Annotated in this window: 12 protein-coding genes and 1 pseudogene; 4 read left to right on the top strand and 9 right to left on the bottom strand. The window is 73.5% G+C overall.

Going from position 1 to position 21332, the window contains the following annotated elements; genetic code table 11:
* The first annotated feature begins 171 nt into the window (after positions 1 to 171).
* A complete protein-coding gene (locus tag LZ198_RS39760) occupies positions 172 to 3690 on the top strand; it encodes a serine/threonine-protein kinase (protein ID WP_253977389.1) in 3519 nt (1172 codons plus the stop codon).
* Complete coding sequence (locus LZ198_RS39755; protein ID WP_253977388.1) at positions 3683 to 4537, top strand: methyltransferase domain-containing protein; 855 nt, start codon at positions 3683 to 3685, stop codon at positions 4535 to 4537. The genes LZ198_RS39760 and LZ198_RS39755 overlap by 8 nt, the downstream gene beginning before the upstream one ends.
* Before the next feature lie 6 nt (positions 4538 to 4543).
* On the opposite strand, the gene LZ198_RS39750 is transcribed toward LZ198_RS39755, so the two are convergent.
* The 8 genes from LZ198_RS39750 to LZ198_RS39715 form a co-directional block, all read right to left on the bottom strand.
* Positions 4544 to 5377: an SDR family NAD(P)-dependent oxidoreductase gene (locus LZ198_RS39750; RefSeq protein ID WP_253977387.1), complete on the bottom strand. Its 834-nt coding sequence runs from the start codon at positions 5375 to 5377 to the stop codon at positions 4544 to 4546.
* Positions 5374 to 6150, bottom strand: coding sequence for a lysophospholipid acyltransferase family protein (locus LZ198_RS39745; RefSeq protein WP_253977386.1), 777 nt, complete (start codon positions 6148 to 6150; stop codon positions 5374 to 5376). The genes LZ198_RS39750 and LZ198_RS39745 overlap by 4 nt, the downstream gene beginning before the upstream one ends.
* Positions 6147 to 7115, bottom strand: a complete 969-nt coding sequence (locus LZ198_RS39740) for a 3-oxoacyl-ACP synthase III family protein (RefSeq protein WP_253977385.1) — start codon at positions 7113 to 7115, stop codon at positions 6147 to 6149. Before LZ198_RS39740 ends, LZ198_RS39745 begins: the two co-directional genes overlap by 4 nt.
* Positions 7112 to 9037: a patatin-like phospholipase family protein gene (locus LZ198_RS39735; protein WP_253977384.1), complete on the bottom strand. Its 1926-nt coding sequence runs from the start codon at positions 9035 to 9037 to the stop codon at positions 7112 to 7114. The genes LZ198_RS39740 and LZ198_RS39735 overlap by 4 nt, the downstream gene beginning before the upstream one ends.
* Before the next feature lie 91 nt (positions 9038 to 9128).
* Positions 9129 to 12305: an efflux RND transporter permease subunit gene (locus LZ198_RS39730; RefSeq protein ID WP_253977383.1), complete on the bottom strand. Its 3177-nt coding sequence runs from the start codon at positions 12303 to 12305 to the stop codon at positions 9129 to 9131.
* 9 nt (positions 12306 to 12314) lie between these two features.
* Entirely contained in the window at positions 12315 to 13505 is a 1191-nt protein-coding gene (locus tag LZ198_RS39725; protein ID WP_253977382.1) for an efflux RND transporter periplasmic adaptor subunit, read from the bottom strand.
* Positions 13493 to 15181 carry a TolC family protein gene (locus LZ198_RS39720; protein ID WP_253977381.1) on the bottom strand — a complete coding sequence of 563 codons (1689 nt, stop codon included), beginning with the start codon at positions 15179 to 15181 and terminating at the stop codon, positions 13493 to 13495. The genes LZ198_RS39725 and LZ198_RS39720 overlap by 13 nt, the downstream gene beginning before the upstream one ends.
* A 143-nt stretch (positions 15182 to 15324) precedes the next feature.
* The gene (locus LZ198_RS39715) at positions 15325 to 17388 is read right to left on the bottom strand and encodes a HEAT repeat domain-containing protein (protein ID WP_253977380.1); all 2064 of its coding nucleotides are present in this window, start codon (positions 17386 to 17388) and stop codon (positions 15325 to 15327) included.
* A 233-nt stretch (positions 17389 to 17621) separates the two neighbouring features.
* Between LZ198_RS39715 and LZ198_RS39710 the strand changes: the two genes are divergently transcribed.
* Both LZ198_RS39710 and LZ198_RS39705 read left to right on the top strand, forming a co-directional pair.
* Complete coding sequence (locus LZ198_RS39710) at positions 17622 to 18863, top strand: ATP-binding protein (RefSeq protein ID WP_253977379.1); 1242 nt, start codon at positions 17622 to 17624, stop codon at positions 18861 to 18863.
* 120 nt (positions 18864 to 18983) lie between these two features.
* Positions 18984 to 19817 carry an alpha/beta fold hydrolase gene (locus LZ198_RS39705; protein ID WP_253977378.1) on the top strand — a complete coding sequence of 278 codons (834 nt, stop codon included), beginning with the start codon at positions 18984 to 18986 and terminating at the stop codon, positions 19815 to 19817.
* 3 nt (positions 19818 to 19820) lie between these two features.
* Here the strand turns inward: LZ198_RS39705 and LZ198_RS39700 are convergent.
* Positions 19821 to 21332: pseudogene (locus LZ198_RS39700) on the bottom strand (HEAT repeat domain-containing protein); the annotation flags it as partial.

Raw genomic sequence — 21332 nt, 5'->3', positions numbered from 1 at the left:
ACCGGCCGGACGCGGGGCGGCCTACCTCTCAGGGAGTGAGGAATCACCACGGGTGCCGGGTGTGTGACAACCCGTGTATCAGCCCGGGAATCCGACTCCCGGGATTCCTGAAACTCGTTATCATGCGTGCCGGGCGGCCCCCCGCACATGCGTCCTCTCCCACTCGAAGCGATGGTCCCTCGGCCCGAGGAGCCGGCGCGTTTTCGCGCCGAGGGCGAGGTCGTGGGCGGGCGCTACCGAATCCTGGACTTCCTGGGTCGTGGCGGTGCGGGGACGGTGTGGCGCGCGCAGGACCTGCTGGCGGGCCCCGTCGCCATCAAGCGGCTGCACAAGACGGTCGAGGACCTGGTCAAGCTGCCGCCGGGTGAGAGCACCCCGTCCTCCGCGGCGCGCCACGAGCTGGCCCTGTCGCTGGCGCACGAGTTCCAGACGCTGGCGTCCGTGCGCCATCCGCACGTCATCAGCGTGCTGGACTACGGCTTCGACGCGGAGGGCCGGCCCTACCTGGCCATGGACCTGCTGGAGGACGCGCGGCACCTGGTGCAGGCGGGCGCCAACCAGCCGCTGAGCACGCAGGTGGACCTGCTGGTGCAGACGCTGCACGCGCTGGCGTACCTGCACCGGCGCGGCGTCATCCACCGCGACCTCAAGCCCGCCAACGTGCTGGTGACGCGCGGGCAGGTGAAGGTGCTCGACTTCGGGCTCGCGGTGGGGCGCGACCGGGTGCACCACGCGCAGCCGGGCGGCACGCCGGGCTACCTGGCGCCGGAGCTGTTCGAGGACCAGCCGCCCTCGGAGGTGACGGACCTCTTCAGCGTGGGCGCCATGGCGTGCCAGATGATGTTCGGGCGGCTGCCCTTCGACGGGAAGGTGCAGGCCCCGGCGGGCTTCCCCGCGCCGCTGCGCACGGTGCTGGAGCGGCTGGTGTCGAAGGACCCGCGCGAGCGTCCCCGGAGCGCGGACGCGGCCATCTCCGCGCTGTGCACCGCGACGGGGCGGCCCGTGCCGGTGGAGACCGTCACCACCCGCGAGAGCTTCCTCCAGGCGGCGCGCTACGTGGGGCGCGCGCGGGAGCTGTCGCGGCTGGGCTCCGTGCTGGAGGCGGCGCTGGCGGGGCGCGGTGGCGGCATGCTCGTGGGCGGCGAGAGCGGGGTGGGCAAGTCGCGCCTGCTCGACGAGCTGCGGCCCATGGCGCTGGTGCGCGGCGCGGTGGTGCTGCGCGGGCAGGCGGTGGCCGCCGGCGGCAGTCCGTACCAGGAGTGGCGCCCGGTGCTGCGCTGGTTGTCGGTGCTCGTGCCGTTGGACGAGCGCGAGGCGAGCGTCCTCAAGCCGCTGGTGCCGGACCTGGAGGTGCTGCTGGGGCGGCCCGTGGCGGACCCCGCGGAGCTGGGCGCGGAGATGGCCCACGCGCGCCTGCTCCAGTTGGTGGAGGACCTGTTCGAGCGGCTGGCGCAGCCCACGGTGGTGGTGCTGGAGGACCTGCACTGGGCCCACGGCGAGTCGCTCCTGCTCCTGTCGCGTCTGGCGGCGCGCGCGGCGCGGCTGCCGCTGCTCCTGCTGGGCAGCTTCCGCGACGACGAGGCGCCCACGCTGCCGGTGGAGCTGCCCGGGCTGGACGTGCTGCGGCTGCCCCGGCTGGACGCGGGGGAGATCGCCGTCCTCAGCGAGTCGATGATTGGCCCGGCCGGGGCCCGGCCGCACCTGGTGGAGCTGCTGCGCCGCGAGACGGAGGGCAACCCCTTCTTCCTCGTGGAGGTGGCGCGCGCGCTGGCGGAGGAGGCGGGTGGGTTGGACCGGCTGGGGGAGAAGGCGCTCCCCGAGCGTGTCTTCGCCGGTGGCGTGCGCCGGCTGGTGCGACGGCGCCTGGAGAAGGTGCCGGTGGGCTCGCGCGACCTGTTGCGCGTGGCGGCCATCCTGGGGCGACAGGTGAACGCGCCGCTGTTGCGCGCGGCGGCGCCCGGCGTGGACGTGGAGCGCTGGCTGTCCGACTGCGCGGCGGCGGCGGTGCTGGACGTGGCGGACGGCCACTGGCGCTTCGCGCACGACAAGCTGCGCGAGGGCGTGCTGGAGGAGCTGGCCGCGGCGGAGCGTCCGCTGCTGCACCGGCGCGTGGCGGAGGCGCTCGAGGCGGCGTACCGCGACGTCCCCGACGAGTGGACGGCGGCGCTGTGCTACCACTGGGGCGAGGCGGGCGACTCGCGCCGTGAGGCGGAGTACGCGCAGCGCGCGGGCGAGGCGGCGCTGCGCGTGGGCGCGTGCCGCGAGGCGCTGCCGTTCCTGACGCGCGCGCTGGAGCGGGTGTCGTCCCGCGAGGTGCTGCGGATGGGGCACCTGGAGGCGCTGCTGGCGGAGGCGCGCTTCCAGCTGGGGGAGCTGGAGACGTTCCGGCGGCACGCGGAGCGCGCGCTCAATCACTTCGGCTGGCCGGTGCCCACGTCGCGCATGGGGTGGGCGCTGGGCACGGTGTCGCAGGTGGTGCTGCGGCTGGCGCAGAGCGCGCGGCCGGACGCGTACGACGAGGAGACGGAGGAGCGGCGCCGGGTGCGCCGGGTGGCGGGCCGGCTGCTGATGCGGCTCATCGACGCGTTCATCTACGCGCAGGAGGCGCTGCCGGTGCTGTGGGCGGGGCTGCGCACGCTCAACCTGTGCGAGCCGGCGGGCGCGTCCCCGGAGCTGGCGCGCGGCTACACGAACATGGCGGTGGTGGCGGGCACGGTGCCCATCCGTCCGGTGGCCGAGGTGTGGATGGGGCGGGCGCGCGAGGTCGCCGAGCGCGTGGGCAGCCCCGCGGACCTGGCCTACGTGCTCAACCGCAACGCCGTGTACGCGACGTACGTCGCGCGGTGGGCGGAGGTGGAGGCGTGGCTGGAGCGGGCCATCGGCATCGTGGATTCGGTGGGGGACTTCCGGCTCGCGGAGGAGTGCCGGGCGCTGCTCACGGTGGCGTCGTGCTACCAGGGGAAGTTCCACCGGGGCCTGCCGCTGATGGAGTGGCTGGAGAACTCGGCGCGGCGGCGCGGGGCGCTGCAGACGCAGCACTGGGCGCTGCACTACCAGGCGTTCATCCACCTGCGGCTGGGCAACCTGGTGAAGTCGCGCATCGCGCTGGACCAGACGGTGGCGTGGACGGAGGCGCAGGGTGGCCTCACGGACCGCATCATCGTGGAGGGCACGCAGGCGCTGCTGCGGCTGCGCGAGGGCGACGTGGCCGGGGCGCGGGTGGCGGCGGAGAAGGCGCTGGAGAAGCTGTCGGCGGGCAAGGCCGTGGCGCACTTCGTGTACTTCGGCGTCACCACGGTGGCGGAGGTGCTGCTCACGCTGTGGGAGCGCGAGGGCGGGCGGGACGCGGCGCTGGTGGAGAGCACGCGGGCCGCGGTCCGGGCGGTGGAGGGCTTCGCGCGGGTGTTCCCGTTCGGTGAGCCCGCGGCGCGGCTGTGGCGGGGCTACGAGGCGTGGCTGTCGGGCGACGCGCAGGGGGCGTACGACGCCTGGCGCGAGTGCATCGCGGTGGGCACGGCGAAGGAGACGGCCTACGAGGAGGCGCGCGCGCGGTACGAGCTGGCGCGGCACCTGCCCGAGGACGACCCGGGACGGAGCACCCACATGGCACGGGCCGTGGAACGCTTCGCACAGCTAGGGACCCAGGACGACCTGACGCTGGCGAGGGTGCTACAACCGCCGGGTGCCTAGCGGACTGGAAGCGGGGGACGTCGCGCTGCTGGCCTGTCCGGCCTGTGGCGGGACCTTGGTGTTCCACGGTCAGGAGGAGGCGGGGCGGCTGGAGTCCGGCCAGCTCCGCTGTGGCGGTTGTGGCGAGGCCTGGGGCGTGGAGGCGGGGCTGGCCCGGCTGTACCGCGAGGACGCGGTGCGTGGCACGGACCGGTTGATGCGCGTCATCTACGACGGGCTCCCCTCGCTGCATGACCCGCTGACGACGGTGCTGACGCCGCTGCTCCAGTCCGTGTCCGAGGCGCGGATGCGGGGGCGCTACGTGCGCAGGTTGGAGCTGGAGGCGCTGGAGGGTGAGGCTCCGGTGCGCGTGCTGGAGGTGGGCGTGGGGGCGGGGGCGAACCTGCCGCTCATCCAGCGCGCGCTGCCCGCGGACCTCCCGGTGGAGGTGTGGGGGGTGGACCTGAGCGAGGGGATGCTGGGGCAGTGTCAGCGTCGGCTGCGCCACGGGCGGTTCGGGGCGGTCCGGCTGCTGATGGCGGACGGGCACGCGCTGCCCTTCCCGGCGGAGACGTTCGACCGGGTGCTGAGCGTGGGAGGCATCGGCGGCTATCGCGACCCGGGGCGCGCGCTCGAGGAGCTGGCGCGCGTGGCGAAGCCGGGCACGCCCATCGTCGTGGTGGACGAGCAGATGGACCCGGACTTCCGGCCGTCCCTGCTCCAGCGCGCCGCGTTCCGCGCGATTACGTTCTACTCGCGCGACCCGCACTGTCCCACGGAGCTGCTCCCGGAGGGCGCCACGGACGTGGTGGCGGAGCAGGTGTCCCCGTTCTTCTACAGCCTCACGTTCCGGATGCGGGACGCGTGAGTCGCTTCACGGATTGAGCACCAGGTCGAGCAGGCGCAGCGTCATGCCTCCGGTGAAGTCGATGGTGGCGCCGTTGAACCAGGCCGCGTCGTCGCCCGTGAGCACGCCGACGAAGCGCGCCACTTCCTCCACGGTACACATGCGCCCGGCCGGGTTCATTCGCGAATGCGCGGTCTCCAGTCGCGCCCGTGCCTCCGGCGAGTACACGTGCTGGAGCGCCGGCGTCATCACCGTGCCGAACTTGAGCAGGTTCACCCGGTGCCCCCGCGGCCCCAGCTCCATCGCCAGGTAGCGCACGTACATCTCCAGCGCCGCCTTCGACGCGCTGATGAGCCCCGTGTTCGACAGGTGCGAATCGTCCAACGGGTTCTGCAAGCCGAGCAGCCGCGCCCCGGGCGCCAGCATGTCGCGCGCCACGAGCGCCTGGGCCCAGAACACGAACGAGTGCGCCATCGTGTCGAACGTGCGCCGCACCCGCTTCGCGTGCAGCCGGTCCTCTCCCTCCGACAGGAAGTGCCCCACCGAGGCCCCGGCAATCGAATGCACGAACAGCTTCACCGAGCGCGGTCCGGCCACTTCGCGCAGCGCCTCCACCCCCGCCTCCGCCGCCTCGGGCGTGGAGGCGTCCGCCTGCCACAGCACCGCGCGCCGCCCCGCCTCGCGGACCTGTCGCTCCAACCGCTCGGCCTGCTCGGCATACCGTCCCCGGTGCACGCCGAACACATCCAGCCCCGGCTTGCGCGCCACCTCCACCGCGATGCCCGCTCCCGTGCCCGAGGAGGCCCCGAGGATGAGTGCCCACTGGCGACCCTCCGCGCCGCGTCCCTCCGTGTCGCTCATGTCGCCGCTGCCTCTCCGCGCGCGCGCGCGTCGTGTCGGCCACGGGCCCGGTCCAGCAGCGCCTGCACCGCGCCCGCGACCTCCCGATGCATCCCCAGCATCGACGCCCGGTCCTCCGCGTCGAACCCCGGCCCCAGGTGTCGCGTCAGCGGCTCACCCACCCACTGCGTCATCTTCACCGGGAAGGGCAGCGCCAATGGCCACACCCCCGTCGCGCCCAATCCCAACCACAATGGCAGCCGCGCCGGCATGCCCACCCGCCGCCCCAGCGCATACCCGTCATTGAGCCCCAGGTACGCGTCATCCATTCCGCTGCCCCCCACCGGGACGATGGGCAACCGGTACCGCACCGCCAGCCGCAGGTAGCCGAGCCGCTCCCCCCAGTCCACGCGGTAGCGGTGGCGGAAGCTCCGACACCCCTCACGCGTGCCACCCGGCTGCAACAGCACATGCTCTCCGCGCGCCACCGCCTCCGCCAGTCGCGGGTCATCCCCGGTGACGAAGCCCAGCCCCTCCGCCACCGCGCGCATCCCGGGGAGCTGGTCGAACGCCGCGTGCGCCACGCCGTGCGGCAGGTAGCCCAGCCGCTCGTGCAGCGTCACCGTCAGCATGCACAGGTCCACGGCCAGCGGGCGTCCGTGATAGCCGACGATGAGCTTCGCCCCCGGCCGCAGCAGCGGCTCCAGGTTCACCACCTCGTAGCGGTGGTAGCGGCGCAGCAGGCCGAAGAACGTCAGCCACGTCGACAGCGGCAGGTTCCTCGCGCCCGTCATCCTCCCACCCGGTACAGCACCGCGCCGTGCGCCACGCCCGCGCCCACGCCCACCATCAGGATGCGGTCCCCGGGCTTCACCGGACGCGTGCGCAGCAGCCGGTCCAGGCTCGTGGGCAGCGACGCGGAGCCCACGCTGCCCACCGTGTCCACCACGCGCACCCCGCGCTCCGGCGGCACCTCCAGCGCCTGAAGCACCGCCTCCAACATGCTGCCGTTCGGCTGGTGCGTCACCACCCACTCCACGTCGCGCATCGTCAGCCCCGCCTCGCCCAGCACCGTGTGCGCCGCGCGCGTCAGCGCCCCGAGCGCCACGCGCGTCATCTCCCGGCTCGGCGTCAGGAAGCGCATCCGCTCCAGCCGCCCCGTGGCGTGCGGGTTCTCCAGCACCACGTCCGTGGGCATCGAGCCGTCGTTGCCCAGCGCCACGCCCAGCACGCCCTCGCCGGGCCGCGCCGTCCCCAACACCGCCGCCGCGGACGCGTCCCCCAGCACCAGGTAGGGCCGAGGGTCCTCGGGTGTCGTCGTGCGCGACAAGAGCTCCACCGACACCACGCCCACCGGCCCCAACCCCGTCGCCACCGAGCGCGCCGCCAGGTCGAAGGCGCTCAGGAAGCCCATGCACGCGTTGCCCAGGTCCATGGCGTCACAGCTCCCCGAGAGCCCCAGCGCCGCCGCCACCCGGTTCGCCGTCGCGGGCGTCGTGACGTCGCCTCCCATGGACGTGACGCAGAAGATGCGCCGCAGCGCCTTCGCCTCCAGCCCCGCCGCCTCCAGCGCGTCACCGAGCGTCCTCGCCGCCACCTCCGCGCTCGTCATCCCCGGCGGCGCGAAGTGCCGGGTGTGGATGCCCGTCTTCCGCGTCACCTCCGCCGCGTCCCGGCCCACGCGCTCGCACAGCTCCGCCGTCGTCACGGCGGGCCCCGGCTGGAAGCTCGCCGTCCCCAGGATGCGCACCGGAATCATGCGGCTTGTCGCCTCCCACCCCGGCGCCCGTGGGGGCCACACCGCGCGCGCAGCCGCCGCCAGTGGGCCTTCAGCTCCTCCAGCTTCCACTGGAGCGCCTCGTCGCCCGCCGCGCGCCGCAGGATGTCCCGCGCCTTGGTGAACTCCATGGCCGTCAGCAAGGGCGCGTCCGCGGACTGGATGTCGTAGCTCACGTCGGCCATCAGGCTCTCCGCATCGCCGTTGCGGTGCAACAGCAACACACCGCTGGCGACCAGGTCCAGCACTCGCGCCACCGGGTCGAGCCCCGCCAGGAAGCGGCCCATGCGGCTGTCCGGCGTCCACGCCGTCTCGCGCGGACCGAAGGGGAAGATGTTGCTGGAGAAGACGAGGTCCGCGCCCGCGTTCACCAGCACGCTCGCGGGCACCATGCTGGTGAAGGCGCCGTCCACGTAGCGCGCGGGCGGGACCATCGTCGGCGCCCAGATGCCCGGCGCGGAGCCGCTCGCGCGCACCGCCCGCGCCACCGGCCCCCGCTCGAGCGCCACGCAGTCCCCGCTCGTCAGGTCCGTCGTCACCGGCAGGAAGCGGATGGGCAGCTCCTCCAGCGACACGTCCCCCAGGTCCTTCGCCACGAAGCGCTCCAGCGAATACGTGGTGACGAACGCCGCCGCCGCGGCCAGGGAGAGCTGCCGGCCCATGGCCCGCTCCTCCAGCCACGCGAGCCCCTCCAACCCATCACGCCCGTCCAGCGCGGTGCCGCAGAAGTACGCCCCCACCAGCGAGCCCATGCTGGAGCTGCTCACGAAGTCCACCGGCACGCCGTGCGCCACCAGCCAGCGCAGGATGTGTACGTGGTAGAAGCCCCACACGCCGCCACCGCTGAGCGCCAGCCCCACGCGCCGGTGCGTCAGGGCCCGCGCCCATCGCGACAGGGCCGCCCGCTCCGCGCGCTCCAACCCCAGCGCCGACAAGGGCCGCGCGTCCAGCTCCAGCCGCTCCAACCGCTCCAGCTCCAGCCGCAGCACGCACGAGGGCAGCAGCCCCGTCATGGGCCGCGAGTGTTCATGGGGCTCGCCGCCCAGCGCCCCGCCGCGCGGTGGCGCCCTCGGGTCGATGACCACCGTGGGCAGCACCCGCCGCTCCTCCCCCCGCCGCGCGCGCAGGTCGTCCAGCCGGGACACCAGCCGCACCTCCTTGTCGACGAGCGGCGCGTCCACGTCGCAGCCATCCAGGAAGACGTAGTGCGGGTCGTGCTCCCGGGTGATGTCGCGCAGCCGCGCCAGCTCCAGCCGGCCCGGCGCCCCGTCCGCCGTGACGGGCACCGTGGTGCGCAGCACGCCATCCGCGCCCTTCACCACCGGCGCGTCCGGCGGGGACTCGGCGCAGGGGCGCACCAGCAGGACCCGGTCCTTGAAGTCATGGCTGATGACCTTGGCCATGAGCGCGATGAGCCGGGACAGCGGCGCGCCGCGCACCTGGCTGTCGAAGGCCACCACCTCCACCTGGGGCGGCCCCTCCTCCTCCGCGCGCGGCGCGCTCGCCAGCAGCCGCTTCAAATCCTGTCGCAGCCCGGCGCGCCCCTGCACGAGGTTCCACACCGCGTCGCGCGGGAAGAACAATCCCTTGCAGGTCGTGGCCGCCCGGGCCGTGACGGTGTAGCGCCCGCCCACCAGCGCCTCGAAGCCCAGCGGCGTCCCGGGGCGGAGCGTCAAGAGCAGCTCGTCGTCGCGGTGCGCCTCCAGCTCGCCTTCCAGCAGCAGGAAGAAGCCCTGCGCCTCCTGGCCCTCTTCACACAGCACCGTGTCCTTCGCCCAGCTCACCTCCCAGGCCAGCTCCAGCAACTGGAGCAGCACGGTGTTGCTCGTGTGGCGCAGCGCGGGCGCTCGCTTGAGCGCGTAGAGCCGACGACGCTGGACGTCGAGAGGCGTGGAGCGGGCCATGAATCACCGGAAGATAGCGAACCCTCCGGCGAGGGATATGGGGTCTCGATGGCCCCGGCCGGACGCGGAGTGGAGTGGACCGATACGTGGATTACGCCGGCTGCGGCTGTTGCGGCGGTTCGCTCGGCGGTGTGCCACCGCCGTCACCCGGGCGCGCGTGCTCGTGACGCTTGAGCAGTCGTGAGCGTGTCGCCTCCACCACCGCGTACAGCACGGGGATGAAGATGAGGTTGACGAACGTCGACAACAGCATGCCGCCGAACACCGTGGTGCCCAGCGCCTTGCGCGCCGCCGCGCCCGCGCCCGACGCCAGCACCAGCGGCACCACGCCCATGAGGAACGCGAAGGACGTCATCAGGATGGGACGCAGGCGCGTCTGCGCCGCGTGGATGGCGGAGTCCATGACGCTCCGGCCCTGGTGACGAAGCTGCTCCGCGAACTCGACGATGAGGATGGCGTTCTTGCTCGACAGGCCCACCAGCATCACCAGCCCCACCTGGCAGAACACGTCGTTCTGCAGCCCGCGCAGGTTCACGAAGCCCAGCGCCCCGAGCATGGCCACCGGCACGCCCAGGAGGATGACGAAGGGCAGGGCGAAGCTCTCGTACTGCGCGGACAGCACCAGGAACACGAACACGATGCCGAGCGCGAAGATGAGCAGCACCTTGCCGCCCGCCTCCTTCTGCTCCAGGGACAGGCCCGTCCACTCGAAGGTGTAGCCCTCCGGCAGCGTCGCGCGCGCCTTCGCCTCCATCGCGTCGAGCGACTGGCCGGTGCTGGCTCCCGGCGCCGCCTGGCCGTACAGCTCCGCGGAGCGATACAGGTTGTAGTGCTGGATGTTCTGCGCGCTGGTGATGGGCTGGATGCGCACCAGGTTCTCCATCGGCACCATCTCCCCGGACGCCGCGCGGACGTAGAGCGAGCCGATGTCCTTGGGCTTGCTGCGGAAGGGCATGGCCGCCTGCACGTACACGCGGTACACGCGGTTGGAGAAGGTGAAGTCGTTCACGTACTGGCTGCCCAGGTACACCTGGAGCGTGGAGAAGAGCGACTCCAGCGGCACCCCCAGCGACAGCGCCTTCTCGCGGTCCACCTCGATGTTCAGCAGCGGCGTGTTGGCCGTGTAGGACGAGAACACGCTGCGCAGCACCGGGGACTGGTTGGCCTGGCCCACCAGGGACTCCGTCGTCTGCGCCAGCTCCGTCAGCGTGCGGTTGCCCAACTGGTCCTCGAGCACGAACTCGAAGCCACCCACGCTGCCCACGCCGCGGATGGCCGGCGGCTGGAAGGGCAGCACGCGCGCCCCGCCGATGGCGAGCAGCGGCATGCGCAGCCGCTCCACCATGGCCGCCACGCTCTGGTCCTTCTTCTTGCGGTCGTCCCACGGGTGCAGGTTGACGAAGAGCGTGCCGTAGTTGGCGCCCGTGCCCAGCAGCGAGAAGCCGCCCACGGTGAAGATGTCCGCCACCTCCGGCTGCTTGCGCATCACGTCCTCGGTCTGCAGCAGCACCCGCCGCGTGTAGTCCAGGGACGTCCCCTCCGGACCCTGCACCGCGATGATGAGGTAGCCCTGGTCCTCGTCCGGGATGAAGCCGGAGGGCGTGACGCTGTACACCCAGACCGTGGCCAGCAGGCACAGGCAGAAGACGATGACCACCGGCCACTTCAGCGGGCCGATGAGCCGCTGGAGCAGGTGGCCGTAGCCGTCGCGGAAGCGGTCCAGCGCCCGGTCGAACTGGCGGAACACCTTCCACTTCTGCCCCTCGTGCGGCCGCAGGAGCCGCGCGCACAGCGCGGGGGAGAGGGTGAGCGCCACCAGGGCGGAGAGGCTGATGGAGAAGGCGAGGGTGAGCGCGAACTGCCGGTAGATGGAGCCCGTGGTGCCGGGGAAGAAGGACACGGGGACGAACACCGCGGACAGCACCAGGGCGATGGCCACCACCGCGCCGGCCACCTGGCGCATGCCGCGCTGGGTGGCCTCGCGCGGCGGCAGGCCCTCCTCCATCGTCCGCTCCACGTTCTCGATGACGACGATGGCGTCGTCCACCACCAGGCCCGTGGCCAGCGTGAGGCCGAACAGCGTCAGCGTGTTGAGCGAGAACCCGAACGCGCTGACGAAGAGGAACGTGCCCACCAGCGAGACGGGCAGCGTCGTGGCCACCACCAGCACGCTGCGCCAGCCGTGGAGGAAGACGAAGATGACGAGCACCACCAGCACCACCGCCTCGCCCAGCGTGATGAGCACCTCCTCGATGGAGGCCTGCACCGCGGCCGTCGTGTCGAAGGCGACCCGGTACTTCATGCCCGGGGGGAAGTTCTTCTCCAGGCGCGAGAGCTCCTTGAGGACGCCGTCGCGCACGTCCAGCGCGTTGGAGCCCGGGAGCTGGAAGATGCCCAGGCCCACCGCGTCCTTGCCGTCGAAGCGCAGGAGCTGCGAGTAGTCCTCCGCGCCCAGCTCCGCCCGGCCCACGTCCCGCAACCGCACGAGCGAGCCGTCCGCGCCGCGCTGCACGACGATGGCGCCGAACTCCTCCGGCGTGGCGAGCTGGCCCTTCACCTGGAGGGTGAACTGGTAGTTCTGGCCCTTGGGCGCCGGCTCCTGGCCCACCTTGCCCGCGCCCACCTGCACGTTCTGCGCGCTGAGCGCCGCCACCACGTCGTTCGCCGTCAGCTTGCGCCGCGCCAGCTCCGTGGGGTCCAGCCACAGCCGCATGGCGAACCGCCGCTCGCCGAAGATGCGCACGTCGCCCACGCCCTTCACGCGCAGGATGGCGTCGCGGATGTAGACGTCCGCGTAGTTGCTCAGGAAGCCCGTGTCGTAGCGCCCGTTCTGGTCGAACAGGCCGAAGGCCATGAGCAACTGCGTCTGCGCCTTGTTGACGGTGACGCCCAGCGCGTTGACCGCCGCGGGCAGTTGTGGCGACGCGGTGGCCACGCGGTTCTGCACGTCCACCGCCGCGATGTCCAGGTCGCGCCCCTGGTCGAACGTGACGATGATGGTGCTCGTCCCGTTGTTGCTGCTGGTGGACGAGATGTAGCGCATGTCCTGCACGCCGTTGAGCTGCCGCTCCAGCACCGTGGTGACGGCGCTCTCCACCGTCTCCGCCGACGCGCCGACGTACGTCGACGTCACCTGGACCTGGGGCAGCGACAGGTCCGGGTACTGCTCGATGGGCAGCCCCGGGATGCTGATGACGCCCGTCAGGGTGATGATGATGGACAGCACGCTGGCGAAGATGGGCCGGCGGATGAAGAAGTCCGTGAACATGCCGTCCCCTCAGTGCCCCGCGTCCGGGGCGCCAGTGCCCGCGTCCGCCGCGCCGCCAGTGCCCGCGTCCGCGCCTCCGCCCATGCCCTGCGCCTCGGGCTTGCCCGTCATGGGGTGGATGGGCTGGCCGTCGCGCAGGAGCTGGATGCTGCTCACCACCACGGTGACGCCCGCGTCCAGCTCGCCCGTGACCTCGTAGTTGTTGCCCGTCACGTCGCCCACGTCCACCGGCGTGCGCTTGGCCACCGTGCCCCCGTCCGACGGCGTCGCGACGAAGACGAAGGACTGGCTGCTGATCTTCGTCACCGCCGCGGTGGGCACGGTGAGCGCCTCGCGGATGTCGTAGGTGACGCGTACGCGGACCAGCTGCCCGGCGCGCAGGCCGTCCGTGTTCTCGAAGGCCGCCTTCACCTGCACCAGCTGCGTGGCGGCGCTGGGGATGGCGCCGACGTAGAAGACGGGCGCGCCCACCACCGGCTTGCCCTCCGCGTCGAGCACCTCCATGGGCGTCCGTCCCACGCGAACCTCGTGGGCCCGCGCCACCGGCACGTCCACGGAGATCTCCAACACCTTGCTCTGGTCCAGCGTGGTGAGCGGCGTCTGCGGTGAGACGTAGTCCCCCACCTTCACCGGGAAGTTGCCCACCACGCCCTTGAAGGGCGCGCTCACCTCGTAATAGCCGAGCTGGACCTTCTGCGACTGGATTTGCGCCTCGATGGCGCGCGCCTCCGCGTCCGCCTGCTGCGCCTGCGCCACCGCCTGCTCGTAGTCCTGGCGACTCTGGAGGCCCTCGCGCAGGAGCTGCGCGCTGCGCTCGCGCGTGCGCCGCGCGAACTCGCGCTGGGCCAGGGCGGAGGCGCGCTGGGCCTGGGTGGCGCGCAGCCCGGCGCTCTCGCGGCGGGGGTCCACCACCAGCAGGACCTCGTTGGGCTGCACCCAGGCGCCGGGCCGCACCGGGATGGCCTGCACGTAGCCGGCGACCTGTGGATACAGGGTGATGCTGCTGCGGGAGATGAGCGTGCCCACGTACTCGGCGGCGTCGCGGACCTCGCCAGGCGCCAGCGACAGCACCTGCACCGGCAGGGCCTTGTTCTCGCCGGCTTGTCCGCCCTGGGGGCCGTCCGCCTTGTCGGAGCCCTTGCACCCCGCCAGCAACAGGGCCGCGCACCCCGCCACCCATGTCCTCCTCACCAGTCGCATGCCGCCTCCGCCAGGTATGCCTCGACCTGGGCTTGCTCCAACTGGAACTCGCGCACCACCAGCGCCAGCTCCGCCTGCCGCAGCGCCGCCGCCGTCTGGATGAGGTCCTGGCTGGTGCCAGTGCCCACCTCGAAGCTGCGGCGGGTCAGCCGGTCGTTCTCCTCGGCGAGACGACGCTCGCGCGAGGAGATGTCCCGGGATGCCCTCGCCACCTCCACGCCCCGGCGCGCCTGGACCAGCTCGATGGTGGCCGAGCGCTCCAGCTCCACGGACGCCTGGCGCGCCACCTCCACCTGCGCCCGCGTCTGGCGCAGCGCGCCCTCGCGCACGCCGCCGTCCCAGAAGGGCAGCACCAGGTTGGCGCCGATGTTCCACAGCGGCACGTTCACCCAGTCCTTCTTCACGGTGATGGCCACCGTGGAGCTGTTCAGGGACAGCGAGGGCAGGTACTGCGCCGTGACCTCCTTCACCTGGCGCTCCGCGACGAGGACGCGCGAGCGCGCCACCCGCAGGTCCGAGCGCTCCTCCAGCTCCTGGATGGGCCGGCAGTCCTTGCGCGCGCGGCGCAGCATCTGCTCCACGTTGACCCCTCGCTCCAGGCCCACCGCCTGGGTCAGCCCCAGCGCCAGGCCGAGCGACTCGCGCGCCTGTCGCAGGTCCTCGTCGCCCGACACCACCAGCGCGCGCGCCCGCTCCGTGTCCTGCTCCACGCGCACCACGTCCAGCCGCGTGCCCGCGCCCAGCTCCAGCCGCCGCTGCGCCAGCGCCAGGCGCTCCAGCGCCGTGCGCAGGTTGACGCGGTTGACCTCCGCCAGCCGCTCCTGCGCGGCCACCTGCACCAGCGCCTGCGCCAGCGTCCGGCTGATCTGCCGGCGTGTCTCCGCCAGGGACCACGAAGCGGTGCGCTGGGCCTCGCGCGCGGTGCGCAGCCCCGCGATGGCCTGGAAGTCCAGCAGCGCCACGGAGGCGGAGAGGATGCCCGCCGCCGGCGGCTTCGTGGGCTGCACCGACGCGCTCTCCGGAATCTCCTCGACCGGCGTGGACCCGTCCTGGAACGCGGTGAGGCGCCCCTGCTCGAGGCTCCCTCCACCCACGCCCCCGCCGCCGGTTCCGTCCCCGGTCCCGCCTCCGCCAATCCCGCCGCCCACGCCCCCGCCCGTGCCTCCGCCGCTGCCCAGGAAGAACAGGCTCGTGTTGTCGGGGTCGAGGATGTTGAGCTGCACGGCCACCGTACCGGTGATGTTGGGCAGCAGCGCCGCCAACGCGATGCGCGCCTGGCCCGCCGCGGCCTCCACCTGCGCGAGCGCCGTGCGCAGGTCGGTGGAGCGCTGGCGCACGAGGTTCAGCGCCTCGTCCCAGGACTTCACCAGGACGGGCGCGGGAGGCACCGGCGTCAACAGCGGGTCGGAGACCTCCGGGACGGGCGGCTCCCCCGTGTCCTCCGTGGGCGCGCCCGTCCGGGGCGTGGCGCCTCCGGTCGGCTCCTCCGGGGTCGGAGCGCTCCCCGCCGCGCCCTGCCGGGGCGTCGCCCCGGCAGTCGCCTGGGGCGGGGACGCGGCGCGCAGGACGCCAGGGGTCCGCTGTCGCGCGGCGGAGCCGGGCCCGGGAGGGACGGGCGGCGCGCCTGCGACGGGGCCGGCGCGCGAGAGCAGGAGGGCGAGCAGCAGGGCGTTCATATCGAGCGCCCTGAGGTAGGGGGTGCTTCCCGCAGTGACCACGTACCGCGGGGCCCCCCGCGTGGCTGCCGGACAGATGCCTCCCGTGCCTGCTCAGCAGTGGATGCTACCGGCGGCGTGCCCGCGCGCCGGAGGGCCGACGTTCAGCGGCCCTGTTGGAGCATCGACAGGCGCTGCTTCGCCGCGCGGCTCTGGGGGTCGAAGCGCAGCGCCTCCTGCAGCCGCTGCTTGCCGCGCTCCTCCTGTCCCTGGAAGACATAGACATCGGCCAGGCGGATGAGGACGTCCGTGTTGTAGGGCTGCAGGTCCAGCGCGCGCTCGAACTCGCGCGTCGCGGTGGTCAGGTCCTTTCGCCGCATGGCCAGTTGCCCCAGCATGACGTGGGGCTGCACCAGCCCCGTCGTCTCCGGCCGGCTCGCCAGGGCCTCCACGGCGCTCAGCCCGCGCGCGTCCCCGAAGCTGGCCAGCGTCAGCGCGGCGGCCTGCCGCACCCAGGTGGACGTGTCCTGGAGGAAGGGCACCAGCTCCTCGGTGGCCTCCTTGCCGCCCACCGTGCCGATGGACTCGATGAGGTCCGAGCGCAGGTGGCTGTCGGTGGCGCCCTTCAGCGCGGCGCGCAGCAGCGGCACCGCCTCGCGCTTGTGCCGCCGCGCCAGCACCCGCGCCGCCACGCCGCGCAGCGACGGCGTCTCCCGCGTGTCCGCGAGCACCGCCTCCAGCGCCGCCCGGCCTCCGCTCTCCGCCGTCGCGTCGTCGAAGGCGTCCGCCAGCCGCACGCGGCGCTGCTGACGCTCCGCGGACTTCGGCCACAGCGTCGTCAGGGCCTGGGCCATGGCCTCGGGCGTCTGCTTCGTGTGGCAGGTGTTGCACGCGTTGGGGATGCCGTGGCGCGTGGTGTTCTGCGGCGCGGGCACGTCCAGCGCGTGGTCCGCGAACTTGTCCAGCACGCCGGAGACGACGGGCGGCATGTGGCACGACAGGCAGTCCTGCGCCGCGCGCGCGGTGTGGCGCGTGTGGGCCGTGCCCTCCTCGAACGTCTTCGCGTGGCACTGCTGGCAGGTGGCCGAACCCGTGGAGACCGCGGGCGAGGGCTTGTCCGCGCGGCGCAGCTCGTTGGCGGCCTGCGGCTCGTGCGGCGCGGTGTGGCAGGTGAGGCAGGTGGCGCCGCCCTGCATGTGGCAGCGGGACTGGATGAGGGCCTGGTACTCGAAGCTGGAGGTGCTGGGGCGCCCGTCCGTGAAGTAGTCGCCGGAGCGCTCGTTGCCCACGTAGAGGACGACGGGCTGGTAGAAGTCCTCGTAGCGCTGGCCGGGACGGAAGCGGTGCTCGGCGTCGAGGATGGGGAACAGCGGCCGGCGCGGCCCGTGGCACTGCGCGCACACCGCGAAGCCCAGCTCCGGCGGCAGGTCCGCGGGCTGGACGATGTCCTTCGGGTCCTGCGTGTCCGCGTGGCGCGCGCCGGGCCCGTGGCAGCTCTCGCACGCCACGCCCGCGTCCGTGAACCTCGTCGTCCACTGCTGCGTCGCCCGGTCGTACTTCGCGTCGAGCCCCGTGACGTGGCAGTCCAGGCACGCGTGCTGCGTGCTGCGGCGGAAGTTGGTCCAGAAGAACGGGTGGTCCGGCGTCAAGAGGCCCTGCTTCGTCTCCGAGTAGTCCACCCACTCGCCCTTGCCCGTGACGTGGAAGTACACCGGCAGCACCTGCCAGCGGCCGTCCGGCATCTGCGTGACGGGGTCCTGCATCCGCTTGCCACCCACCACCCACTGCACCGGGAACTCCGCGAGCTGCCCGTCCGCGCCCTTGGTGCGCATGAAGTGGCGCTCGCCGTCGCGGCGCATCCACGCCTCGCTGGAGTCGCCCTTGAAGTGGGGGTGCTTCTTGAAATCCCCCACGACGAACCTCGGCGTCGCCGGGGACAGCGCGCGCGCGTGCCAGTCCTTGCCCCAGGCGGCGTGCTCGTCCTCGTGGCACTCGCCGCACGCCGCCGAGCCCGCGAACGCGCCGCGCGCGGGGTGGCCGTCATTCACCTCGGCGGGGGGCGGCGTCGCGGCGCTCGCGGTGGGCGTGGGGGGCGCCACGGGCGCGGGCGTCGCGGCCCGTGGCGCGGCGGGGGGCTCCACGCGGAGCCGGGAGTAGGTGACCGCCGCGGCCGTACCGAGCAGGGCGAGCAGGACGAAGGCGAGCAGGGCGGGACGGGCGGGGCGCATGACGGACCGTCCGCGATGCTGCCTGTCGCGCCTTTGCGAGACAAGCGGGCTTCCCTGGGAGGACTGGGTTGTGCCGTCCTGCTGGGTCGTCGGGAGGCCCACCGTCCGGGCCCGCGCGCGGGGAGGGCGGGTGGACGAAATTTCCGGTGGGGACGCGACCCGGTCCGTCGTGGTTCCGGGGGCTTTCCTCGCGGGGTTGACCCTGGCGCATCCTCGAAGGGAGGCTGGCGGGGATGCTCAAGCTCCAGTGGCTCCAGGTCCACCAGTTCCGCGCCGTGAAGCCCGGCACGCGGCTGTCCTTCAGCCCCACCTTCAACGTCCTGCTGGGGCGCAACGGCACGGGGAAGACGCAGTTGTTGGAGCTGCTGGCGGCGGTGGCCAGCTCCGACTTCACGGCGCTGGGGCAGGAGCTGCTCGACGTGGAGTACGCGCTGGCGGCGGACACGGGCCACATCACCGTGCGCGTGCGCAACACGCCCACGGAGCCGGTGGCCGCCGGGCTCTCCATGGACATCTCCGTCGCCCCGGTGGGCATGGCCTGGCCGCTGGTCATCCGCCGCGAGGGCATCCAGGTCTCCGTCTCCCCGCTGGACGACCCGGGCCTCGTCGTCCAGGAGCGCATCGCCCCGGAGGTCGCCGGCCGGCTGTGGCTGGTGCTCATGTCCGGCGGCATCGCCTGGGTGGAGAAGACGGGCGAGGGCACGGCGGCGGTGGAGCCGCTGCTGGCCATGGCCCGCGAGGTGTCCGCGCTGGCCGGGCTGGTCCGCTTCGACGAGGGCCTGGGCTACTTCGAGCAGCTCTTCCAGGTGGAGCTGCGCCTGTCGCGCCGCGCCCAGGGCGTGCTCGCCGCGGGCTCGGGGCTCGCCTCCAAGGACCTGCTGGACGGCCTGCGGGGGCTGGCCGCGGAGCAGTGGGGAGCGCCCCGCTACGTCGTGCCCTCGGACGCGGTGCCCTTCCTGAAGGAGGCGGCCCGGCTCCTGGGCTTCGCCGGCGCGGAGGCGGTGCTCGTCCCCACCGACGCCCCCCAGGAGGGGCGCCAGTACGAGTCCCTCACGCTGGGGGGCCTGGAGCTGGTCTTCCTGGGCCCCGGGGGCACGCGCGTGTCGGCGCGCGCGCTGGGCCATGGCCAGAAGCGCCTCCTGGCCCTGCTGCACTACCTGGGACAGGCGCGCGCGGTGGCCCTGGCGGACGAGGTGGCGCACTCGCTCCACCCGGACCTGGTGCGCGCCACGGTGGCGACCCTGGGGGAGCGGCAGAGCTTCCTCACCAGCCAGAGTCCGCTGCTCCTGGACCTGCTCGCCTTCGAGTCTCCCGAGCAGGTGCGCGCCACCTTCACCCGGTGCGGCCGCGACGAGGCCACCGGGCAGCTCGTCTGGGAGGACCCCTCCCCCGAGGCGGCCGCGCGCTTCTTCACCGGTGTGTCCGCGACCCCCGCCCAGGCCGCCCCCCTGCTCCAATCGCTGGGGCTCTGGTAACCGGGGCACGGACGACCTCATCCGGCGTCGGAGAGTCGACAGCTCGCGCACCGCGCCATGACTGGCGCCGTGACGCGTCACGGACTGGCCTATCTTCCCGGACCGGGGAGGAACCGCCAGATGCCGATGCTGAACGTCAACGGAACCGAGCTGCACTACGAGGATACGGGTGGGGCGGGCGAGCCCATCCTCTTCAGTCACGGGCTCTTGTGGAGCACCCGGTTGTTCGACCCGCAGGTTGACGCGCTGCGAGGCCGCTACCGCTGCGTCGCGTACGACCACCGGGGCCAGGGCCGCAGCGCGGTGCCGTCGGTGAACGCCATCGACATGGAGACGCTGTACCTGGACGCGCTGGACCTCATCTCCAAGCTGGGCCTGGGGCCGTGCCACTTCGTGGGCCTGTCCATGGGGGGCTTCATCGGCATGCGCATCGCCGCGCGCCGGCCGGAGCTGCTGCGCTCGCTCACCCTGGTGGAGACGTCCGCGGACCCGGAGCCCCTGGCCAACGTGCCGCGCTACACGCTGCTCAACCTCATCGCCCGGCTCGCCGGCCTGCGCCCGGTGGCGGACCCGGTGATGCGCATCATGTTCGGCCGCACCTTCCTGTCGGACCCCAACCGCGCGGAGGAGCGGGCCCTGTGGCGCGCGCGGCTGTTGGAGAACCGCCGCGACATCTGGCGCGCCGTCAACGGCGTCATCCGCCGCAACGCCGTGTCCCACGAGGTGCCCAACATCCGCGTGCCCACGCTCGTCATCGTGGGCGAGGAGGACGTGGCCACCGTGCCCGCCAAGGCCGAGCGCCTGCACCAGCTCATCCCGGGCTCGCGCCTGGCGCGGCTGCCTCGGGGCGGGCACTCCTCCACGGTGGAGGAGCCGTCGCTCGTCAACGCCGCGCTCGGCTCCTTCCTGGAGTCCCAGGTGCGCAGGCCCCCCGCGTCCTCGCAGACGGGGTGACGCTCACGCCTTCTGGCCGAGCGCCTTCCTCGCCGCCCGCGCGAGCCGCTTGTCCGCGGCGAACTCCGGTATCGCCAGCAGCGCCTCGGCGACCGGCTTCGCCGCGCCGTGGAGGTTCGCCGTGGCGAGCGACAGCAGGGCCTCGAACCGGGACATCCGGTCGGGGCGCTCGCGGGCCGCCTCCACGCGCGTGAGCAGGGCCGCGGCCACCGGCTCCCCGGGGAGCCGGTCGAAGAGCTGGCGCAGCGCCTTGCGCTCCATCACCTCCGGCCGGACGTCCAGCAGCCGCATCGCCGGCTCCAGGACGCCGAGCCCCAGCTCGCGCAGCGCCAGCTCCGCGTCGCTCGAGCGCCACCCGTCGGCCACGGCCCACAGCAGCACCTCCGCGCCCCGCGAGTCCCCCAGGAGGCCCAGCACCTCGGCGGCGAGCTCCGCGGGGGCCTCGGCCGTCTCCCGCGTCTCCACCGCGCACACGGCCGGGTCCAGCAGGTCCGCGTCCCCCAGCCAGGCCAGCGCCCGCGCCGCCTGCTGCCGCAGCGTGGGCGCGGGGTCCCCGTGGTGCACCTGACGCAGCACCGGAATCACCTGCGGCAGCCCCAGGTCCTTCAGCGACTCCACCGCGAGGTCGCGCGCCTCCTTCTTCACCGCCGTCAGCGCGGTGTGCGCGAGCGGCATCAGCCGCGCCTTGCGCTTGCGCGCCAGCTCCGCCACGGCCTTGGGGCCCTGGCGCTCCGCCAGGAGGTTCTCGAGCAGCGTGCCCGCGCGCCGCCGCATGCCCGCGTCCGAATCATCCCGCGCCACGACCTCCAGCAGCGCCCGCGCCTCGATGCCCCCCAGCCGCGCCAGCACGAGCAGGGCCGTGCGCCGCACCGTGCGGCCGTGGCGCTCGTGGAGGGCCTGCCGGGCCACCTCCAGCACCCGGGGGCGCTCGACGGTGGCCAGCGCCGCCGCCAGCGCGGGGCCCGCCGCGCCGTCGCTCCAGGCCGGGTAGAGCGACGCCAGCAGCGTCTCGGCGGGCAGGGCCGCGTAGTGGCGCGCCATGTGCTCCGCCGCCTCGTAGCGCGTCAGCTCGCCGCGGGCCCGCCGCCGGAGCGCCTCGTCGGGCGGCAGCGGCGTCTCGGGCCGGCGCACGCGGACGCTCGGGTGCGTGGCGACGGGCTCCAGCGTCCCCGCCTCCACCTGCACCGCGCCCGCCAGCCGCACCAGGGCGATGCCCAGCACCTGGTACACCTTGATGAAGTCGTCCAGCCGCGCCCCTGCCTCCGGGCGCTGCGCGAGCGCCTCCAGCAGCGCCGCGGGCTTCTCCAGGCCCAGCTCCCGCAGCCGCGCCACCAGCGGCTCCACCGCGCGCGGGGACACGGAGGCCAGCCCGTGGGAGAAGCGCTCCGCCAGCTCGTCCCGCACCTCCGCGAGCGCGATGGCCGCGCCGGACGCCCCCGCCGCGCGCGCCGCCTCCGACCAGCCGCCCCGGGGCACCGCCACCGCCGTCGGAGCCGCGGGGCGCGCGCGCCGCCG

Source organism: Myxococcus dinghuensis (genome assembly GCF_024198235.1).
Taxonomy (GTDB): domain Bacteria; phylum Myxococcota; class Myxococcia; order Myxococcales; family Myxococcaceae; genus Myxococcus; species Myxococcus dinghuensis.
This window is presented reverse-complemented; position numbering and strand designations above follow the sequence as displayed.